The organism is Geobacillus sp. DSP4a (assembly GCF_013096875.1).
GTDB classification, from domain to species: Bacteria; Bacillota; Bacilli; order Bacillales; family Anoxybacillaceae; genus Geobacillus; species Geobacillus thermophilus.
Window position 1 is genome coordinate 231859 of record NZ_SDLD01000001.1, and the last position, 16793, is coordinate 248651.

Annotated in this window: 15 protein-coding genes; 14 read left to right on the top strand and 1 reads right to left on the bottom strand. The window is 54.9% G+C overall.

Translation table 11 applies throughout. The features are described 5' to 3' along the window. Positions 1 to 9: 9 nt before the first annotated feature. The 5 genes from ribF to ETC02_RS01230 all read left to right on the top strand — a co-directional run bounded on the left by ribF (position 10) and on the right by ETC02_RS01230 (position 5955). On the top strand, positions 10 to 996 hold the full coding sequence (gene ribF / locus ETC02_RS01210) for a bifunctional riboflavin kinase/FAD synthetase (RefSeq protein WP_033016836.1): 987 nt from the start codon (positions 10 to 12) through the stop codon (positions 994 to 996). An 87-nt stretch (positions 997 to 1083) separates the two neighbouring features. Further along, complete coding sequence (rpsO, locus tag ETC02_RS01215; RefSeq protein ID WP_033016867.1) at positions 1084 to 1353, top strand: 30S ribosomal protein S15; 270 nt, start codon at positions 1084 to 1086, stop codon at positions 1351 to 1353. 136 nt (positions 1354 to 1489) lie between these two features. Continuing rightward, positions 1490 to 3649, top strand: coding sequence for a polyribonucleotide nucleotidyltransferase (gene pnp, locus ETC02_RS01220; protein WP_050368516.1), 2160 nt, complete (start codon positions 1490 to 1492; stop codon positions 3647 to 3649). Positions 3650 to 3737: 88 nt separating this feature from the next. Next, the gene (locus ETC02_RS01225; RefSeq protein ID WP_033008071.1) at positions 3738 to 4721 is read left to right on the top strand and encodes a polysaccharide deacetylase family protein; all 984 of its coding nucleotides are present in this window, start codon (positions 3738 to 3740) and stop codon (positions 4719 to 4721) included. After that, positions 4708 to 5955, top strand: a complete 1248-nt coding sequence (locus tag ETC02_RS01230) for a M16 family metallopeptidase (RefSeq protein ID WP_063211229.1) — start codon at positions 4708 to 4710, stop codon at positions 5953 to 5955. Before ETC02_RS01225 ends, ETC02_RS01230 begins: the two co-directional genes overlap by 14 nt. Positions 5956 to 6026: 71 nt before the next feature. Here the strand turns inward: ETC02_RS01230 and ETC02_RS01235 are convergent, their stop codons facing one another. Continuing rightward, positions 6027 to 6269 carry a YlmC/YmxH family sporulation protein gene (locus ETC02_RS01235; protein WP_033008066.1) on the bottom strand — a complete coding sequence of 81 codons (243 nt, stop codon included), beginning with the start codon at positions 6267 to 6269 and terminating at the stop codon, positions 6027 to 6029. Between the two features lie 179 nt (positions 6270 to 6448). Between ETC02_RS01235 and dpaA the strand changes: the two genes are divergently transcribed. The 9 genes from dpaA (at position 6449) to ETC02_RS01280 (ending at position 16629) form a co-directional block, all read left to right on the top strand. Next, a complete protein-coding gene (dpaA, locus tag ETC02_RS01240) occupies positions 6449 to 7354 on the top strand; it encodes a dipicolinic acid synthetase subunit A (protein WP_049624699.1) in 906 nt (301 codons plus the stop codon). Next, a complete protein-coding gene (locus ETC02_RS01245; RefSeq protein WP_050368518.1) occupies positions 7351 to 7959 on the top strand; it encodes a dipicolinate synthase subunit B in 609 nt (202 codons plus the stop codon). Before dpaA ends, ETC02_RS01245 begins: the two co-directional genes overlap by 4 nt. 120 nt (positions 7960 to 8079) lie before the next feature. After that, on the top strand, positions 8080 to 9123 hold the full coding sequence (gene asd, locus ETC02_RS01250) for an aspartate-semialdehyde dehydrogenase (RefSeq protein ID WP_033008061.1): 1044 nt from the start codon (positions 8080 to 8082) through the stop codon (positions 9121 to 9123). 19 nt (positions 9124 to 9142) lie between these two features. Further along, on the top strand, positions 9143 to 10372 hold the full coding sequence (gene dapG / locus ETC02_RS01255; protein WP_050368519.1) for an aspartate kinase: 1230 nt from the start codon (positions 9143 to 9145) through the stop codon (positions 10370 to 10372). A gap of 31 nt (positions 10373 to 10403) precedes the next feature. Further along, positions 10404 to 11273: a 4-hydroxy-tetrahydrodipicolinate synthase gene (gene dapA / locus ETC02_RS01260; RefSeq protein ID WP_050368520.1), complete on the top strand. Its 870-nt coding sequence runs from the start codon at positions 10404 to 10406 to the stop codon at positions 11271 to 11273. Positions 11274 to 11451: 178 nt separating this feature from the next. After that, complete coding sequence (locus ETC02_RS01265; RefSeq protein ID WP_050368521.1) at positions 11452 to 13122, top strand: ribonuclease J; 1671 nt, start codon at positions 11452 to 11454, stop codon at positions 13120 to 13122. A gap of 115 nt (positions 13123 to 13237) precedes the next feature. After that, positions 13238 to 13975, top strand: coding sequence for a ClpP family protease (locus ETC02_RS01270; RefSeq protein WP_033008054.1), 738 nt, complete (start codon positions 13238 to 13240; stop codon positions 13973 to 13975). Further along, complete coding sequence (locus ETC02_RS01275) at positions 13972 to 14196, top strand: YlzJ-like family protein (protein WP_033008053.1); 225 nt, start codon at positions 13972 to 13974, stop codon at positions 14194 to 14196. The genes ETC02_RS01270 and ETC02_RS01275 overlap by 4 nt, the downstream gene beginning before the upstream one ends. A 108-nt stretch (positions 14197 to 14304) precedes the next feature. Further along, positions 14305 to 16629, top strand: a complete 2325-nt coding sequence (locus tag ETC02_RS01280) for a DNA translocase FtsK (protein WP_063211231.1) — start codon at positions 14305 to 14307, stop codon at positions 16627 to 16629. The last annotated feature ends 164 nt before the right edge of the window (positions 16630 to 16793 follow it).

Sequence of the window (16793 nt, forward strand, 5' to 3'; positions counted from 1 at the left end):
AGGTGGGTTATGGACATGGAAACGATATTTCTTTCGCATCCGCATCGCTTTGAGCGCCAGGCGCTTCCCCCGACGGTGATGGCGCTCGGCTATTTTGACGGCATTCACCTTGGCCACCAAAAAGTGATCCGGACGGCGGTCGAGATTGCGAATGAACGCGGATACGAAAGCGCGGTGATGACGTTTCATCCTCATCCGTCCGTCGTGCTTGGCAAACAACCTGAGCTTCGTCTCATTACCCCGCTTAACAAAAAAGAGCAGTTGGTTGCGGCGCTTGGCGTGAATCGACTGTATATCGTCGAATTTACACCGGCGTTCGCCAACCTGCCGCCGGAGCAGTTTGCCGATCAATATTTGGATGGGCTTCATGTCAAGCACGTCGTCGCCGGTTTTGATTTCACTTATGGCCGGTTCGGAAAAGGGACGATGGAGACGATGCCGCTTCATGCGCGCGGCCGCTTTGGGCAAACCGTTGTTCCAAAGCTGGCCGTCGACGGGGAAAAGGTGAGTTCGACAAGGGTGCGGAAGCTCATTGAAGAAGGGGCGGTCGATCAGCTCCCCCGCCTCCTCGGCCGTTTTTATGACATCGAAGGGACGGTTGTCGCCGGGGAGCAGCGCGGGCGGACGATCGGGTTCCCGACGGCCAACATTGCGTTAAATGGCGACTACCTATTGCCGGCGGTCGGCGTTTACGCCGTCAAAGCGACCGTTGGCGGCCGGACGTACGAAGGGGTGGCGAACATCGGCTACAAACCGACGTTCCATGCGGCGCGCGAAGGGTTGCCGAGCGTGGAAGTGCATTTGTTTGCGTTCGCGCGCGACATTTACGGGGAAACGGTGACGGTTGAGTGGCACCGCCGCCTGCGGAGCGAGCGCAAGTTTGCCGGCGTCGCCGAGCTGGCGGCGCAAATTGCCCGCGACAAGGAAGAAGCAAAACAGTATTTCCGGCGTTTGGACGAAAAGACTTGCATTTTGCCGGAAAAAGAGGTATTCTAATCAATGTATGCGAACCGTTGCTTGGCCAGGCGACTCACCGACGCCCGCTCGGCAACCGGGGATCGAAGACTAGGGAGGTGAACCATGATGGCATTGACGCAAGAGCGCAAACGCGAAATCATCGAACAATTCAAAGTCCATGAGAACGACACCGGTTCTCCGGAAGTGCAAATTGCGATTTTGACAGAGCAAATCAACAATTTGAATGAGCATTTGCGCGTCCATAAAAAAGACCATCATTCTCGGCGCGGCCTGCTGAAAATGGTCGGGAAACGCCGCCGGCTGTTGGCCTACTTGCGCAATAAAGATGTGGCGCGCTACCGTGAAATAGTTGAGAAACTTGGATTACGTCGATAAAAAAGCGGGAGCATTCCCGCTTTTTTGCTAGTTTATAGGCGCCGTTTGCGCGGCGATGATACAATAGCGCCAATTCGTCTATACTAATCATCAGCAGATCCCTTATTTTTGTACATAGAGAGGAGTACTCGTCTGTATGGAACAAGAGAAACGCGTGTTTTCCATCGATGTGGCTGGACGCCCGCTCGTCATTGAAACCGGCGAACTGGCAAAACAGGCGAACGGGGCGGCGCTCGTCCGCTACGGCGATACGGTGGTGCTGAGCACGGCCACCGCATCGCGGGAAGCGAAAAATGTGGACTTTTTCCCGCTGACGGTCAACTACGAGGAGCGGCTGTACGCGGTCGGGAAAATTCCGGGCGGGTTTATTAAACGGGAAGGCCGCCCAAGCGAGAAAGCGATTTTGGCGAGCCGGCTCATCGACCGGCCGATCCGCCCGTTGTTTGCCGAAGGATTCCGCAACGAAGTGCAAGTCGTATCGATGGTCATGAGCGTCGACCAAGACTGCTCCCCGGAAGTGGCGGCGTTGATCGGTGCGTCTACGGCGTTGACGATTTCCGACATTCCGTTTGAAGGACCGATCGCCGGTGTCATCGTCGGCCGCGTCGATGGCCAGTTTGTCATCAATCCGACGGTCGAGCAGATGGAAAAAAGCGATCTGCATCTTGTCGTCGCTGGGACGAAAGATGCCATCAACATGGTCGAAGCCGGCGCGGATGAAGTGCCGGAAGAAGTGATGCTCGAAGCGATCATGTTCGGCCACGAAGAAGTCAAGCGGCTCATTGCTTTCCAAGAGGAAATTGCCGCCCAGGTCGGCAAAGAAAAAATGGAAGTCGTCTTGTATGAACCCGATCCTGAGTTGGAGGCGGAAATCCGCCAACTTGCGGAAGCAGATATTAAGCGGGCGGTGCAAGTGCCGGAAAAACTGGCGCGCGATGCTGCCATCGAGGATGTAAAAGCGGGCGTCATCGCCAAGTACGAAGCGGAAGAGGCGGATGAAGAGAAGCTGAAGCAAGTGCAGGAAATTTTGCACAAGCTTGTGAAAGAAGAAGTGCGCCGTTTGATTACAGTTGAGAAAATCCGTCCGGACGGGCGCAAAGTCGATGAAATCCGCCCGCTGTCGTCGGCGGTCGGCGTCTTGCCGCGCACGCACGGGTCGGGCTTGTTTACGCGCGGCCAAACGCAAGTGTTGAGCGTTTGTACGCTCGGGGCGCTCGGCGATGTACAAATTTTGGACGGGCTTGATTTGGAAGAATCGAAACGGTTCATGCATCATTACAACTTCCCGCCGTTTTCCGTCGGCGAAACCGGGCCGATGCGCGGGCCGGGGCGGCGCGAAATCGGACACGGCGCGCTTGGGGAGCGGGCGTTGGAGCCGGTCGTGCCGTCGGAGCGCGAGTTTCCGTACACGATCCGCCTCGTTTCGGAAGTGCTCGAGTCAAACGGATCGACATCGCAGGCGAGCATTTGCGCGAGCACACTGGCGATGATGGATGCCGGGGTGCCGATTAAAGCGCCGGTCGCCGGCATTGCCATGGGGCTGGTGAAACAAGACGATCATTACACAATTTTGACCGACATTCAAGGCATTGAAGACCATCTCGGCGATATGGACTTCAAAGTCGCCGGCACGAGAAAAGGCGTCACCGCCCTGCAAATGGACATTAAAATTAAAGGGCTGACGCGCGACATTTTGGAAGAGGCGCTCATGCAGGCGCGCAAAGGGCGCTTGGAAATTTTGGACCATATGATGCAAACGCTCAGCGAGCCGCGCAAAGAGCTGTCCAAATATGCGCCGAAAATTTTGATCATGCACATCAATCCGGATAAAATCCGCGAGGTCATTGGGCCGAGCGGCAAACAAATCAATAAAATCATCGATGAAACCGGCGTGAAAATCGATATCGAGCAAGACGGCACGATTTTCATCTCCTCTGTCGATGAAGCGGCCAACCAAAAAGCAAAGCAAATCATCGAAGACATCGTCCGCGAAGTCGAAGTGGGGAAAGTGTATTTGGGCAAGGTGAAACGGATCGAAAAATTCGGCGCGTTCGTCGAGCTGTTCAACGGCAAGGACGGGCTCGTCCACATTTCCGAGCTGGCCGAGGAGCGGGTCGGCAAAGTGGAAGACGTCGTGTCGATCGGCGATGAAATTTTGGTGAAGGTGACCGAAATCGATAAACAAGGGCGCGTCAACTTGTCGCACAAAGCGGTGTTGCGCGAGCAGCGCGGCATTGCCGAGCCGCCGCGGGAAAAACGCGGAAGACGGCCGGAGCGCCAACGCATGAAGCCTTAGGAATTTGTTTCTTAAGGCTCTTTTGCTATGTTCTAACTTGTCTCCCGTAGACATATGGTTGTAGTAGTGAAAAAGGAGGGGGACAAGGGTGAACAACGGCTATGCCCGATACATGGCGCTAGCGGTCATGTTTCTCATCGCTTGGATGGCGGTTCAGTGGCCTCCGGTCGGCGGCTACATCGAGAGCTGGCGCCCGGCGGAAATGACCGCCATGAAAGAACGCGACAAACTGTACGAGACGATTGTCAAGCAGGCGAAGCAATACGAAATTCCCGCCCAGGATGCGGTCATTGATAAAGTGTGGAAGGCGACGCCGGGGTACAACGGGCTCGCTGTCGATATTGACGCCTCTTATGAAAACATGAAGAAAACGGGAACGTTCGATGAACGAAAACTCGTGTTCCGCCAAGTGCCGCCGCGCGTTCATTTGGATGACTTGCCGCCGGCGCCGATCTATCGCGGCCACCCCGACAAACCGATGGTCTCGCTGCTCATCAACGTGGCCTGGGGGGAAGAATACATCCCCGATATGCTTGAGACGTTGAAAAAACACGGGGTGAAGGCGACGTTCTTTTTGGAAGGGCGATGGGTAAAAAACCATCCGGAGATGGCAAAAATGATAGCAGATGCCGGCCATGAAATCGGCAACCATTCCTACAGCCATCCGGATATGAAAACGCTCAGCAGCGAAGCGGTCCGCCGCGAACTGGAAAAGACGAATGAAGTCATTGAAGCGGCGACGTCGGTCAAATGCAAATGGTTTGCCCCGCCGAGCGGCAGCTACCGTGATGACGTCGTCAACATCGCCGCCGAGCTCGGCATGAAGACGATCATGTGGAGCGTTGATACAATTGATTGGCAAAAACCGTCGCCATCTGCTATAGTGAAACGGGTAACATCAAAAATCCATCCCGGCGCCATGATTTTGATGCATCCGACGATGCCGACGGCGGCCGCACTCGATGAGCTGATCGCCTCGATCAAGCGGAAAGGCTATGCCATCGGCAGCCTGACAGCCTTATTCGACGAGAAAAGACTGGCCAAAAAACAGGAGGAACATGGAGTTGATTAACAAGTACACGTGCAAAAACGGCGTGCGAATCGTGCTGGAGCAAATTCCGACTGTAAGGTCGGTGGCCATCGGCGTATGGATCGGCACAGGTTCGCGCAATGAGACGGAACAAAACAACGGCATTTCCCACTTTTTAGAGCACATGTTTTTTAAAGGGACGGCAACGCGCACGGCCCGGGACATCGCCGAAGCGTTTGACAGCATCGGCGGGCAAGTGAACGCCTTTACGTCGAAAGAGTATACGTGCTATTACGCCAAAGTGTTGGACGAACATGCACCGCTCGCGTTGGAAATGCTTGCCGATATGTTTTTTCACTCGACGTTCGTTGAGGATGAGCTGCAAAAAGAGCGGAACGTGGTGCTTGAGGAAATCAAAATGTACGAAGACACGCCGGATGACATCGTCCACGATTTGCTCGGCAAGGCATGCTATGCGGGTCATCCGCTCGGCTACCCGATTTTAGGCACGGAAGAGACGTTGCGCACGTTTACGGGGGACACGTTGCGCCAATATATGGCCGACTACTATACTCCGGATCGCGTTGTCGTTTCCGTTGCCGGCAATGTCGATGAGCGGTTTATCACTGAAGTCGAACGTTATTTCGGCTCGTTCACTGCGTCCCGCAAGCCCGCTCCGTCAGGGACGCCGACGTTTGCGCCGCAAAAGCTCGCGCGCAAAAAAGACACGGAGCAGGCGCACGTATGCATCGGGTTCAACGGCCTGCCGGTCGGCCACCCGGATGCGTATCCGCTTCTGATCCTCAACAATATTTTAGGCGGCAGCATGAGCAGCCGGCTGTTTCAAGAAGTGCGCGAACAGCGCGGATTGGCGTATTCGGTGTTCTCGTACCATTCCGCCTACCAAGACAGCGGCTTGCTCGCCATTTACGCCGGCACGGGGAGCAGCCAGCTTGACGTTTTGTTTGAAACGATCCAACGGACGCTGCGCCAGTTGAAAGAAGACGGTATTACGGAAAAAGAGCTGTATAACAGCAAAGAACAGATGAAAGGAAGCTTGATGCTTGGGCTTGAAAGCACGAACAGCCGCATGAGCCGCAACGGCAAAAACGAACTTCTTCTCGGCCGCCATCGGTCGCTTGACGAGATTATCGAGGAAATTGAAAGCGTCACGGTGGAAAAAGTGAATGAGCTGGCGCGCACCGTTTTTACCGATGATTACGCGCTCGCCTTAATCAGCCCGGATGGCGTGCTGCCGCGCCCGCTTCGATCGTAGCCGCCTGTCGGGCATAAAAAAAGCTAACGACCCGTTGTGAGGTTGTTAGCTTTTTTCGTTTGGCGCGCCCGTCATTCTTGTTCCGGAGCGTCGATCATCACCATATCGGCGCCGATTTTGCGAATATACTTCCACGGCACGCGAATTTCCTGCCCGTCTTTGCGAAACCCGAACCATTTTCCAGTCGGGATGAGCAACGCTTCGATTTGCCCTGTTTGCTCGTTGATTTCCAAATCCGTTTGCCCAAGCACCCCAAGCCGCTCCGCCCGCCGCACATCGACGATTTCTTTGCCGCTTAATTCACTCAGCCTCACGCTGATTCCCCCTTCCCCCTTCCCTCTTCCCTACTTCTATTGTAAGAAACGGGCGGGCAAAAAATGCTGCCCGCCAATGGCCTATTTTTCCGCCAAGAGCATTCACCTATATTTTTCTTCCAACATAAGATGGGAAAAGAAACGGAGCAGTTTGCCAGTAAAGAAGGTGACGAGGACATATGATGCTGACAGGAATGCATGTTGCCATCATCGGCGGCGATGCGCGGCAACTTGAAGTGATTCGCAAGCTTGTTGAACTGGACGCCAAATTGTCGCTTGTCGGCTTTGACCAGCTCGCCCACCATTTTACCGGGGCGACGAAGATGTCGATCGAGGAGGTCGATTTTGCCGACCTGGATGCGATCATTTTGCCGGTTCACGGCACGACATTGGATGGCAAGGTCAACAGCGTGTTTTCCCACGAGCCGATTCCGTTCACGGAAGAGATGGTGCAAAAAACAGCCAAGCGGTGCACCGTTTATTCCGGCATCAGCAACTCGTATTTAGACGAACTGATGAAAAAGACCGGGCGCAAATACATCCAGCTGTTTGAGCGCGATGATGTCGCCATTTACAACTCGATCCCAACCGCTGAAGGAACGGTGATGATGGTGATCCAGCACACCGATTTTACGATTCACGGTTCCCGCATCGCCGTTTTAGGATTGGGGCGCGTCGGCATGACCGTCGCCCGGACATTTGCCGCTTTGGGGGCAAAAGTGAAAGTCGGGGCGCGCCGGTCGGAACATTTGGCCCGCATTACGGAAATGGGGCTTGAACCGTTTCATTTAAATGATTTGGAAAAAGAAGTGCGCGATATCGACGTTTGTGTTAACACCGTCCCCCATTTGATTGTAACGGCGAGCGTCATCGCGAAAATGCCGGCCCATACGCTGATCATCGATTTGGCGTCAAAGCCGGGCGGCACCGATTTCCGCTATGCTGAAAAGCGCGGAGTGAAAGCCATCTTGGCGCCTGGGCTGCCGGGGGTCGTCGCGCCGAAAACGGCCGGACAAATTATCGCCAACGTCTTGGCGCAGCTTTTGTATCAAGATTTACAGAAACGGAAGGAGAATAAACAATGAGCGAAAAAAGCCTGAAGGGGAAGCGGATCGGCTTCGGCCTGACTGGATCGCACTGCACGTATGACGCTGTGTTCCCGGAAATTGAAAAACTCGTGAATGAAGGGGCGGAGGTGCTGCCAATCGTCACGTATACGGTGAAGACGACGAACACCCGGTTTGGCGAAGGGGAAGAGTGGGTGAAAAAACTCGAGCAATTGACCGGGAACGAGGTGATTGACACGATCGTCAAGGCTGAACCGCTCGGGCCGAAAATCCCGCTCGACTGCATGGTCATCGCGCCGCTGACCGGCAACTCGATGAGCAAGCTGGCAAACGCCATGACCGATTCACCGGTGTTGATGGCTGCCAAGGCGACGATGCGCAACCACCGCCCGGTCGTGCTCGGCATTTCCACGAATGACGCCCTCGGCCTAAACGGCGTCAATTTGATGATGCTGATGGCGGCGAAAAACATTTACTTCATCCCGTTTGGCCAAGATGCTCCGCACGCCAAACCGAACTCGATGGTGGCGCGCATGACGCTCCTGCATGACACTGTGCTTGCCGCCTTGGAAGGAAAGCAGCTGCAGCCAGTTGTGATCGAACGGTTCCGTTACAACGACTAACGGAGGGTGTGGAAAATCGACGTCGGACAGAAAAATTTTCTCTCGTCCACAGCGGAATGTGATAAAATAAAGACTATGAATTCATCTCTTTAGAGTGACGATGTGGAAGGAGAATGGCTGATGGCTGAAAAACAATACCATGTCGCTGTCGTCGGAGCCACGGGGGCAGTCGGACAACAAATGGTGCGGACGCTTGAAGACCGGAACTTCCCGGTCGGAACATTAACGTTGTTATCGTCAGAACGCTCGGCTGGCAAAAAAATGCGCTTCCGCGGCAGAGAGATTGAAGTGCAGGCCGCCGCGCCCGAGCGCTTTGATGGGGTTGATATCGCCTTATTCAGCGCTGGCGGCGCAGTGTCGAAAGCATTGGCGCCGGAGGCGGTTCGGCGCGGGGCGATTGTCATCGACAACACGAGCGCATTCCGGATGGAGGAAAACGTGCCGCTTGTCGTCCCGGAAGTGAACGAAAGCGATTTGACATGGCATAACGGCATCATCGCCAATCCGAACTGCTCGACGATTCAAATGGTCGTGGCGCTTGAGCCGATTCGGAAGGCGTTCGGCTTATCCCGCGTCATCGTTTCCACGTACCAGGCCGTCTCGGGAGCAGGGGCGCAGGCGATTGAAGAGCTGTACGAGCAGACGAAAGCGGTGCTTGACAATAAGCCGTTCGAGGCAACCATTTTGCCGGTCAAATCGGACCGGAAGCATTACCCAATCGCGTTTAACGCCATTCCGCAAATCGATAAGTTTCAAGATAACGGGTTTACGTTCGAAGAGATGAAAATGATCAACGAAACGAAAAAAATCATGCATATGCCCGAGCTGAGCGTCGCGGCGACGTGCGTACGCATTCCGGTGGCGAGCGGGCATTCGGAGTCGGTGTATATCGAGATCGAGCAAGACGGCGTCACGGCTGCCGATTTGCAAGCGGTGCTGCGCGAGGCGCCGGGCGTCGTTCTCCAAGACGATCCGAGCGAACAGCTGTATCCGATGCCGGCCAACTGCGTCGGCCAATACGACGTCTTTGTCGGCCGCATCCGCCGCGATTTGGACAACAGCCGCGCCTTTCATTTATGGATTGTTGCCGACAACTTGCTAAAAGGGGCTGCTTCAAATTCCGTGCAAATTGCCGAAAGTTTGCTGAAGCTCGGGCTCATTTAACGAGTATCGAGGTGTTATCATGAAAATCATTGTTCAAAAGTTCGGCGGCACGTCCGTCCGCGACGAACGCGGGCGAAACTTGGCGCGCCGCCATATTGAAAACGCGCTTGAAGATGGGTACAAAGTCGTCGCCGTTGTATCAGCGATGGGCCGCCAAGGCGATCCGTATGCGACCGACACGCTTCTTGGCTTGATCGGCGGAGCCCGTCACCATGTGACGAAGCGCGAGCAAGATATGCTTATGGCGTGCGGGGAAATCATTTCGAGCGTCGTGTTCAGCAACTTGCTGAACGAACACGGCATCAAGGCGACGGCGTTTACCGGCGCGCAAGCCGGATTTCGCACGACCAGTGATCATACGAACGCCAAAATTGTTGAAATGCGCTGCGAACGGTTGCTTGAAGCGCTTCGGGAATACGACGTCGTCGTCGTCGCCGGCTTTCAAGGCATGGCGGAAAACGGAGACATCACAACGCTCGGGCGCGGCGGGAGCGATACATCGGCCGCGGCGCTCGGCGCGGCGCTAAACGCCGAGTGGGTTGACATTTTTACCGATGTCGATGGCGTGATGACGGCCGACCCGCGTATTGTCGAAAATGCTCGGCCGTTGGAAGTTGTCACCTATACGGAAATTTGCAATATGGCGTACCAAGGGGCGAAAGTGATCCATCCGCGCGCGGTGGAAATCGCCATGCAGGCGAAAGTACCGCTGCGCATCCGTTCAACGTATTCCGATGGGCCAGGGACGCTCGTTGCGTCATCGGTGCGCGGTCAAAGAGGAAGCGATGTGAAAGAGCGTCTCGTCACGGGCATTACGTACGTCGCCAATGTGACGCAAATGAAAGTGTTGGCAAAAGAAGGGCATTATGAACTGCAGTCGGATGTATTTCAGGCGATGGCTCACGAAGGAATCAGCGTCGACTTTATCAACATTTCACCGTACGGCGTCGTCTATACGGTGAGCGGAGATATGACGGAAAAAGCGATAGCCGCTTTGCGCCGCATTGGCTATGATCCGGTTGTGACGCCCCGCTGCGCCAAAGTGTCGGTCGTTGGCGCCGGCATTGCCGGTGTGCCAGGAGTAACGGCCAAAATCGTCACCGCTCTATCGGAGCAAGGCATTCAAATTTTGCAATCGGCAGACAGCCATACGACCATTTGGGTATTAGTCAAACAAGACGATATGGAAAAGGCCGTCAATGCCTTGCACGACGCCTTTTGCTTGTCCGAGGCCGAACAGGACGAATGATCAACCGATTTGAAAATGAGGAGTGAAAACCGTGGTTCAGTTCGGGAATGTCGTCACTGCGATGGTCACTCCCTTTGACCGAAAAGGAAACTTAGATTTAGCGAAAACGACAGAACTCGTCAACTATTTGCTTGACAACGGCACGGATGCGCTTGTTGTCGCAGGCACGACCGGCGAATCGCCGACGTTGACGACGGAAGAGAAAGTCGCACTGTTCCGCCATGTCGTTTCCGTCGTCAATGGCCGCGTGCCGGTTATTGCTGGGACGGGAACGAACAATACGCGCGCCTCGATCCAGCTGACGAAACGGGCGGAAGAAGCAGGCGTCGACGCTGTCATGCTTGTGGCGCCATATTACAACAAACCGAATCAAGAAGGGCTGTATCAGCATTTTAAAGCGATCGCTGAGAGCACGCCGCTGCCGGTCATGTTGTACAACGTGCCGGGGCGCACGTCGGTCAACCTCGCTCCTGAGACCGTCATTCGGCTGGCAGCGATTCCGAATATTGTCGCGGTCAAAGAAGCCGGCGGCAATTTAGAAGCGATGGCGGAAATCATTGAACGCACGCCGGACGATTTTCAACTGTATAGCGGCGATGACAGCTTGACGCTGCCGGTGTTGGCGATCGGCGGCGCCGGCGTGGTTTCTGTTGCATCGCACATCATCGGCAACGAAATGCAACAAATGATTCGTGCGTTCCAGGCCGGCGACCATCAAGCCGCCGCCGCGTTGCACCGGAAATGGCTGCCGCTCATGAAAGGGCTGTTCGCTGCGCCGAGCCCGGTGCCGGTGAAAACCGCCCTGCAGTTGCGCGGCTTGGATGTCGGCTCGGTGCGCCTTCCGCTCGTTCCGCTCACCGAGCAGGAGCGAAACGAGCTCAGCCGTCTGCTTGATGCTTGATGGCCATATCCGTGCAGCAAATGACCCCAGCGTCGGTTCGGACGTTGGGGCTTTTTTGTCGAGACGGTGAAATGCGCCGGCTCGTTCATGAACCATCTTGTGTTTTTTGGCATCAATTCGTTATAATAAAGGCAAGTGACTTTGAGCGGGTTAGCATCACAATTGGGAGGACGCAGCCTTGAAATCCAAAATAAAGCCAGTAGAGAAAATACGCATTTTTGCCCTTGGGGGAGTCGGGGAAATCGGCAAAAACATGTATGTCGTCGAATTGGACGAGGACATTTTCGTCCTCGATGCCGGGGTGATGTTCCCGGAAGATGAGATGTTTGGCATTGACAAAGTCATCCCGGACATTGCCTACTTAATTGAACGGCAGCACCGCATTCAGGCGATTTTTCTCACTCACGGGCATGAGGAGCATATGGGAGCGATCGCCTACGTGCTCAAGCAGCTGTCTGTGCCAGTCTACGGGACGAAGCTGACGCTCGGGTTGGCGGAAGCGATTTTAAAAGAGCAAGGCATTGCAAACGCCAAACTGAATGAAATTCATCCTGACGCTGAACTGCTGTTTGACAAAGCAAAAGTGACGTTTTTCCGCACGATCCACAGCATCCCCGATTCCATCGGCATCAGCCTGCATACATCGCAAGGGGCGATCGTGTACACGAGCGATTTTAAATTTGACCAGACGCCGTATGGCAATAATCGCGCCGACTTGGGGAAAATGGCGCAAATCGGCGAACAAGGGGTGCTTTGTCTTTTGTCGGACAGCACGAATGCCGAGCGTCCGGGCTACAGCGGCTCTGATACAGCCGTCGCCCATGAGATTGCAGATGTGATCGGCCACGCGAAAGGGCGCGTGTTTGTCGCCTGCTATGCCTCGAACATTACGCGCATCCAACAAGTGCTTTACGCCGCCAAGCAGTACGGGCGCAAGGTGGCGGTGATCGGCAAAACGCTGCATAAAATTATGGACATCGCCGTCCGCCTCGGTTATTTGCATCTGCCGGATAAGGTGACGATTTCTGCCTACGACTTGGACCGCTATGGGGATGATGAACTCGTCATTTTGACGACCGGGGGTCATGGCGAGCCGATGAGCGCGCTTTGGCGCATGGCGCGGCAGGCGAACAAGCAGGTGAACATTAAAGAAGGAGACACCGTCATCGTCGCTGCTTCTGTCATGCCGGGGTATGAGCTTGGGTTTTCGAAAACGATCGACGCCCTATACCGGGCTGGGGCGAACGTCATTTACCACAATCGGCAAGTGCACGTGTCCGGGCACGGCTGCCAAGAAGAGCTTAAGCTCATGCTTAATTTGATGAAGCCGAAATATTTCATCCCGGTGCATGGGGAGTACCGAATGCAAAAGGCGCACGCCCGGTTGGCGAAGGCGGTCGGCATCTCGGAAGAGCGGACGTTTTTGCTTGACAAAGGTGAAGTGGTCGAATTTCGCGGCGGAGCCGCCCGCCCTGGCGGTAAAGTGCCGTACGGCAACATTTTAATCGATGGCCTCGGCATCGGCGACGTCGGCAACATTGTGTTGCGCGACAGGCGTTTGTTGTCGCAGGACGGCATTTTGATCGCCGTGGTGACACTAAACAAAGAAGCGAAAACGATTGCTGCTGGACCGGAAATCATCTCGCGCGGATTCGTTTATATGCGCGAGGCGGAGACGCTGTTGGAAGAGGCTGAGCAAATGGTGGCGGAGATCATTAAGCGCTGTCTGGAATCATACATGCTGGAATGGTCATCGTTAAAGGCGAACATTCGCGAGGCGCTAAGCCAGTTTTTGTTTGAGAAAACGAAGCGAAAGCCGATGATTTTGCCGATTATTATGGAGGTATAACGCAATCATGCTCAAAGTCCAAGGGAAATGCTGGAAACGGTGAACCGTTGCCGGCATTTTTCTTTTTCTTTTCGGCCATACTAAACGTATGACCGATAGAAAGGAGAAGGAATCGATGGACAAGGAGCGTTACCTTCAGGAAGAGACGGAAGAAAAACCGGAAACGAAAACGGAAGAGGCCACTGCTGCCATCACCCAGCTTGGGCAGACGAATGTCCCGCAAATGGAACCGGATACGAACATTCATTGTCTGACGATTGTCGGCCAAATTGAAGGTCATATTCAGCTGCCGCCGCAAAACAAGGCGACAAAATACGAACATGTGATCCCACAAATCGTCGCCATTGAGCAAAATCCGAAAATCGAAGGGCTGCTCGTCATTTTAAATACGGTCGGCGGTGATGTGGAGGCCGGGCTTGCGATTGCGGAAATGCTCGCTTCGCTGTCAAAACCGACCGTTTCCATCGTGCTTGGCGGCGGCCATTCGATCGGCGTGCCGATCGCCGTTTCGTGCAACTATTCGTTCATCACTGAGACGGCGACGATGACGATTCATCCGATCCGTTTGACGGGGCTTGTCATTGGCGTTCCGCAGACGTTTGAGTATTTGGATAAAATGCAGGAACGCGTCGTCCGCTTCGTAACGAAGCATTCCAACATTAGCGAGGAGAAGTTTAAAGAGCTCATGTTTTCCAAAGGCAATTTGACGCGCGACATCGGCACGAACGTCGTCGGTCCCGATGCGGTCCGGTACGGCTTGATCGATGAAGTGGGCGGCGTCTCACAGGCCATGGCGAAGCTGCGCCAGCTGATCGAAGCGAAAAAAGGCGGCGAAGGGAAGATGATCCAATGATTTTGTACACGATCATGCCGGAACATTTGGTGTTCCCGGTCGATGCGGCCGCGTATGAAAAGCAAAAGCTAGTGCATTACGAAGGCATCCCGTTGCTCGTCCAAATGACCGATACGGGCGAATATGAAATCGTGCAAAACTTAAGCACCAACCCCTATCATTTTTTAAACGCCAAGTATGCGCCAGGGGTGCGGTTTCCGGTTTCTGTCGCAACATCGTAATGAATTGTCAAGTTGTTCATGATATAATAATAGACAAACGGAAAAAAGCAGCCATTGTTGGCTGCTTTTTTCCGGCTTGCCAATTCATTCATGTTGGAGTGAGCGATCATGGCGAAACGAAAGCGACAAAAAAAAGGAAAACCGCCAAAGAAACAGTCATGGACGGAGACAATTCGCTTTGAATTGATCGGTCTCGGGCTGCTGGCTGTTGCCGTTGTGGCGATGGCTCGCCTCGGGCTTGTCGGGGAAACATTCGTGCTTGTCGGCCGCTTTTTTTTCGGCGAATGGTACATGCTGTTAATAGGGGGAGTGTTCATTTTATCGCTCATCCTCATTTGGAAACGATCGTGGCCGTCATGGGCGAGCCGTCCGTTTGTCGGCGTGTCAGTCATCACAGCGGCGCTTTTGCTGCTAAGTCACGAGAAGTTATTTGAGCTCATGTCGCGGCGCGGTGAGCTTGATCCGAGCGTCATCCGGACGACGTGGGCGCTGTTTTGGAACGAGGCGGGCGGAAAGGAGTCCCATGCCGACCTAGGCGGTGGAATGGCTGGCGCTCTGTTGTTTGCCGCCAGCTATCAGCTGTTTGATTCGCTCGGGACAAAATGGATTTGTTTTCTGCTGTTTGTAGTCGGCTTTGTCGTATTGACCGGGAAATCGCTGCGCGAAACGATCGGACAGATAGTTGTTGGGGCGGCCGCGCTTGTGCGGAAGGAATGGCTGGCGTTCGTCGCCGATGTGAAACAATGGCTCGCGGGGAGAAAACGGCGAGCGAGTGTAGAACGAGGCCGGCGTTCACGGCGGACGGCCGCCTATCCGGCCGAGGAATCGGCAGAAGCCGGGGCTGCTGAGGCGGACGACGAATTGCTTTCGCCGCCGCCGATCATATCCGATTTTGCCGCTGTCCGGGCGGCCGCCGAGCCGGAAGAAGAGAAACAGCTGGCTGCGGAAGATGACGACAGCGAAGGGGGGGCATCCCCGCCGTTGGCGTTTTCCGAGCATGAAAATGCCAATTACGATTTGCCGCCGCTTGAACTTCTCCGTCCGCCAAAGCCGGCTGGGCAGTCGACCGACCATGCGAATATTTATGCCAATGCGCGCAAGCTGGAAAAAACGTTCCAAAGCTTTGGCGTCAAGGCGAAAGTGACGCAGGTGCACCTTGGCCCGGCGGTGACAAAATATGAAGTGTACCCGGACGTCGGGGTGAAAGTAAGCAAAATCGTCAGCTTAAGCGACGACTTGGCGCTCGCCTTGGCGGCGAAAGACATCCGCATTGAAGCGCCCATCCCCGGCAAGTCCGCAATCGGCATCGAAGTGCCGAACGAGGAGATCGCCACCGTCTCGCTGCGCGAAGTGCTGGAGGCGGTCGAGCACACAAGGTCCGAATCCAAGCTGTTGATCCCGCTCGGGCGCGACATTTCCGGGGAAGTCGTTGCCGCCGAGTTGAACAAAATGCCGCATTTGTTGATCGCCGGCGCTACCGGGAGCGGGAAAAGCGTCTGTATCAACGGCATTATCGTCAGCCTGCTCATGCGCACCAAGCCCCACGAAGTGAAGTTGATGATGATTGACCCGAAAATGGTCGAGCTAAGCGTCTACAATGGCATTCCGCATCTGTTGACGCCGGTCGTCACCGATGCGAAAAAAGCGGCTCAAGCGCTGAAAAAAGTCGTCCAAGAAATGGAACGGCGCTACGAGCTGTTTTCCCATACCGGCACGCGCAACATTGAAGGGTATAACGAGCATATCCGTCAGCAGAACGAAGCCGCGCTGGAGCAGCAGCCGCTTTTGCCATATATCGTCGTCATCATTGACGAACTGGCTGACTTGATGATGGTCGCTTCGTCAGATGTGGAAGAGGCGATCACTCGGTTGGCGCAAATGGCGCGCGCGGCCGGCATTCACTTGATCATCGCCACTCAACGCCCGTCGGTTGACGTTATCACGGGCGTCATTAAGGCCAACATTCCGTCACGCATCGCGTTCAGCGTCTCATCGCAAATTGACTCACGCACCATTCTCGATGTGGGCGGGGCGGAAAAACTTCTCGGCCGCGGCGACATGCTGTTTTTGCCTATGGGCGCGTCCAAACCGGTGCGCGTGCAAGGCGCATTTGTGTCCGATCAAGAAGTGGAAGACGTCGTCCAATTTGTCATCGGCCAGCAGCAGGCCCAATATTACGAGGAGATGATCGTACCGGAAGAGGAGGCGAACGCATCGGCCTTCGAAGACGACTTGTATGAAGAGGCCGTCCGCCTTGTTGTGGAAATGCAAAGCGCTTCTGTGTCGATGCTGCAGCGCCGCTTCCGCATTGGCTACAACCGCGCCGCCCGGCTGATCGACGCCATGGAGGAGCGAGGCGTCGTCGGTCCGTACGAAGGGAGCAAACCGCGCGCGGTTCTTTGGTCGAAAGAAGATTTGAAAAAGACGTCGTAGCACTCGGCGGAAAATGGGCCTCAGAGCATTTTGTCAGAAAAGCGCTGGCGTCACGAGGTTTTTCCATTGAACATGGGCTGAAATCAACAGTCTTTTGCGCTGCATCGCAAGCCCTGATCGCTAAGCAGGCAGGTCGATTCCACCTGCCTGCCAATCGTATGCCG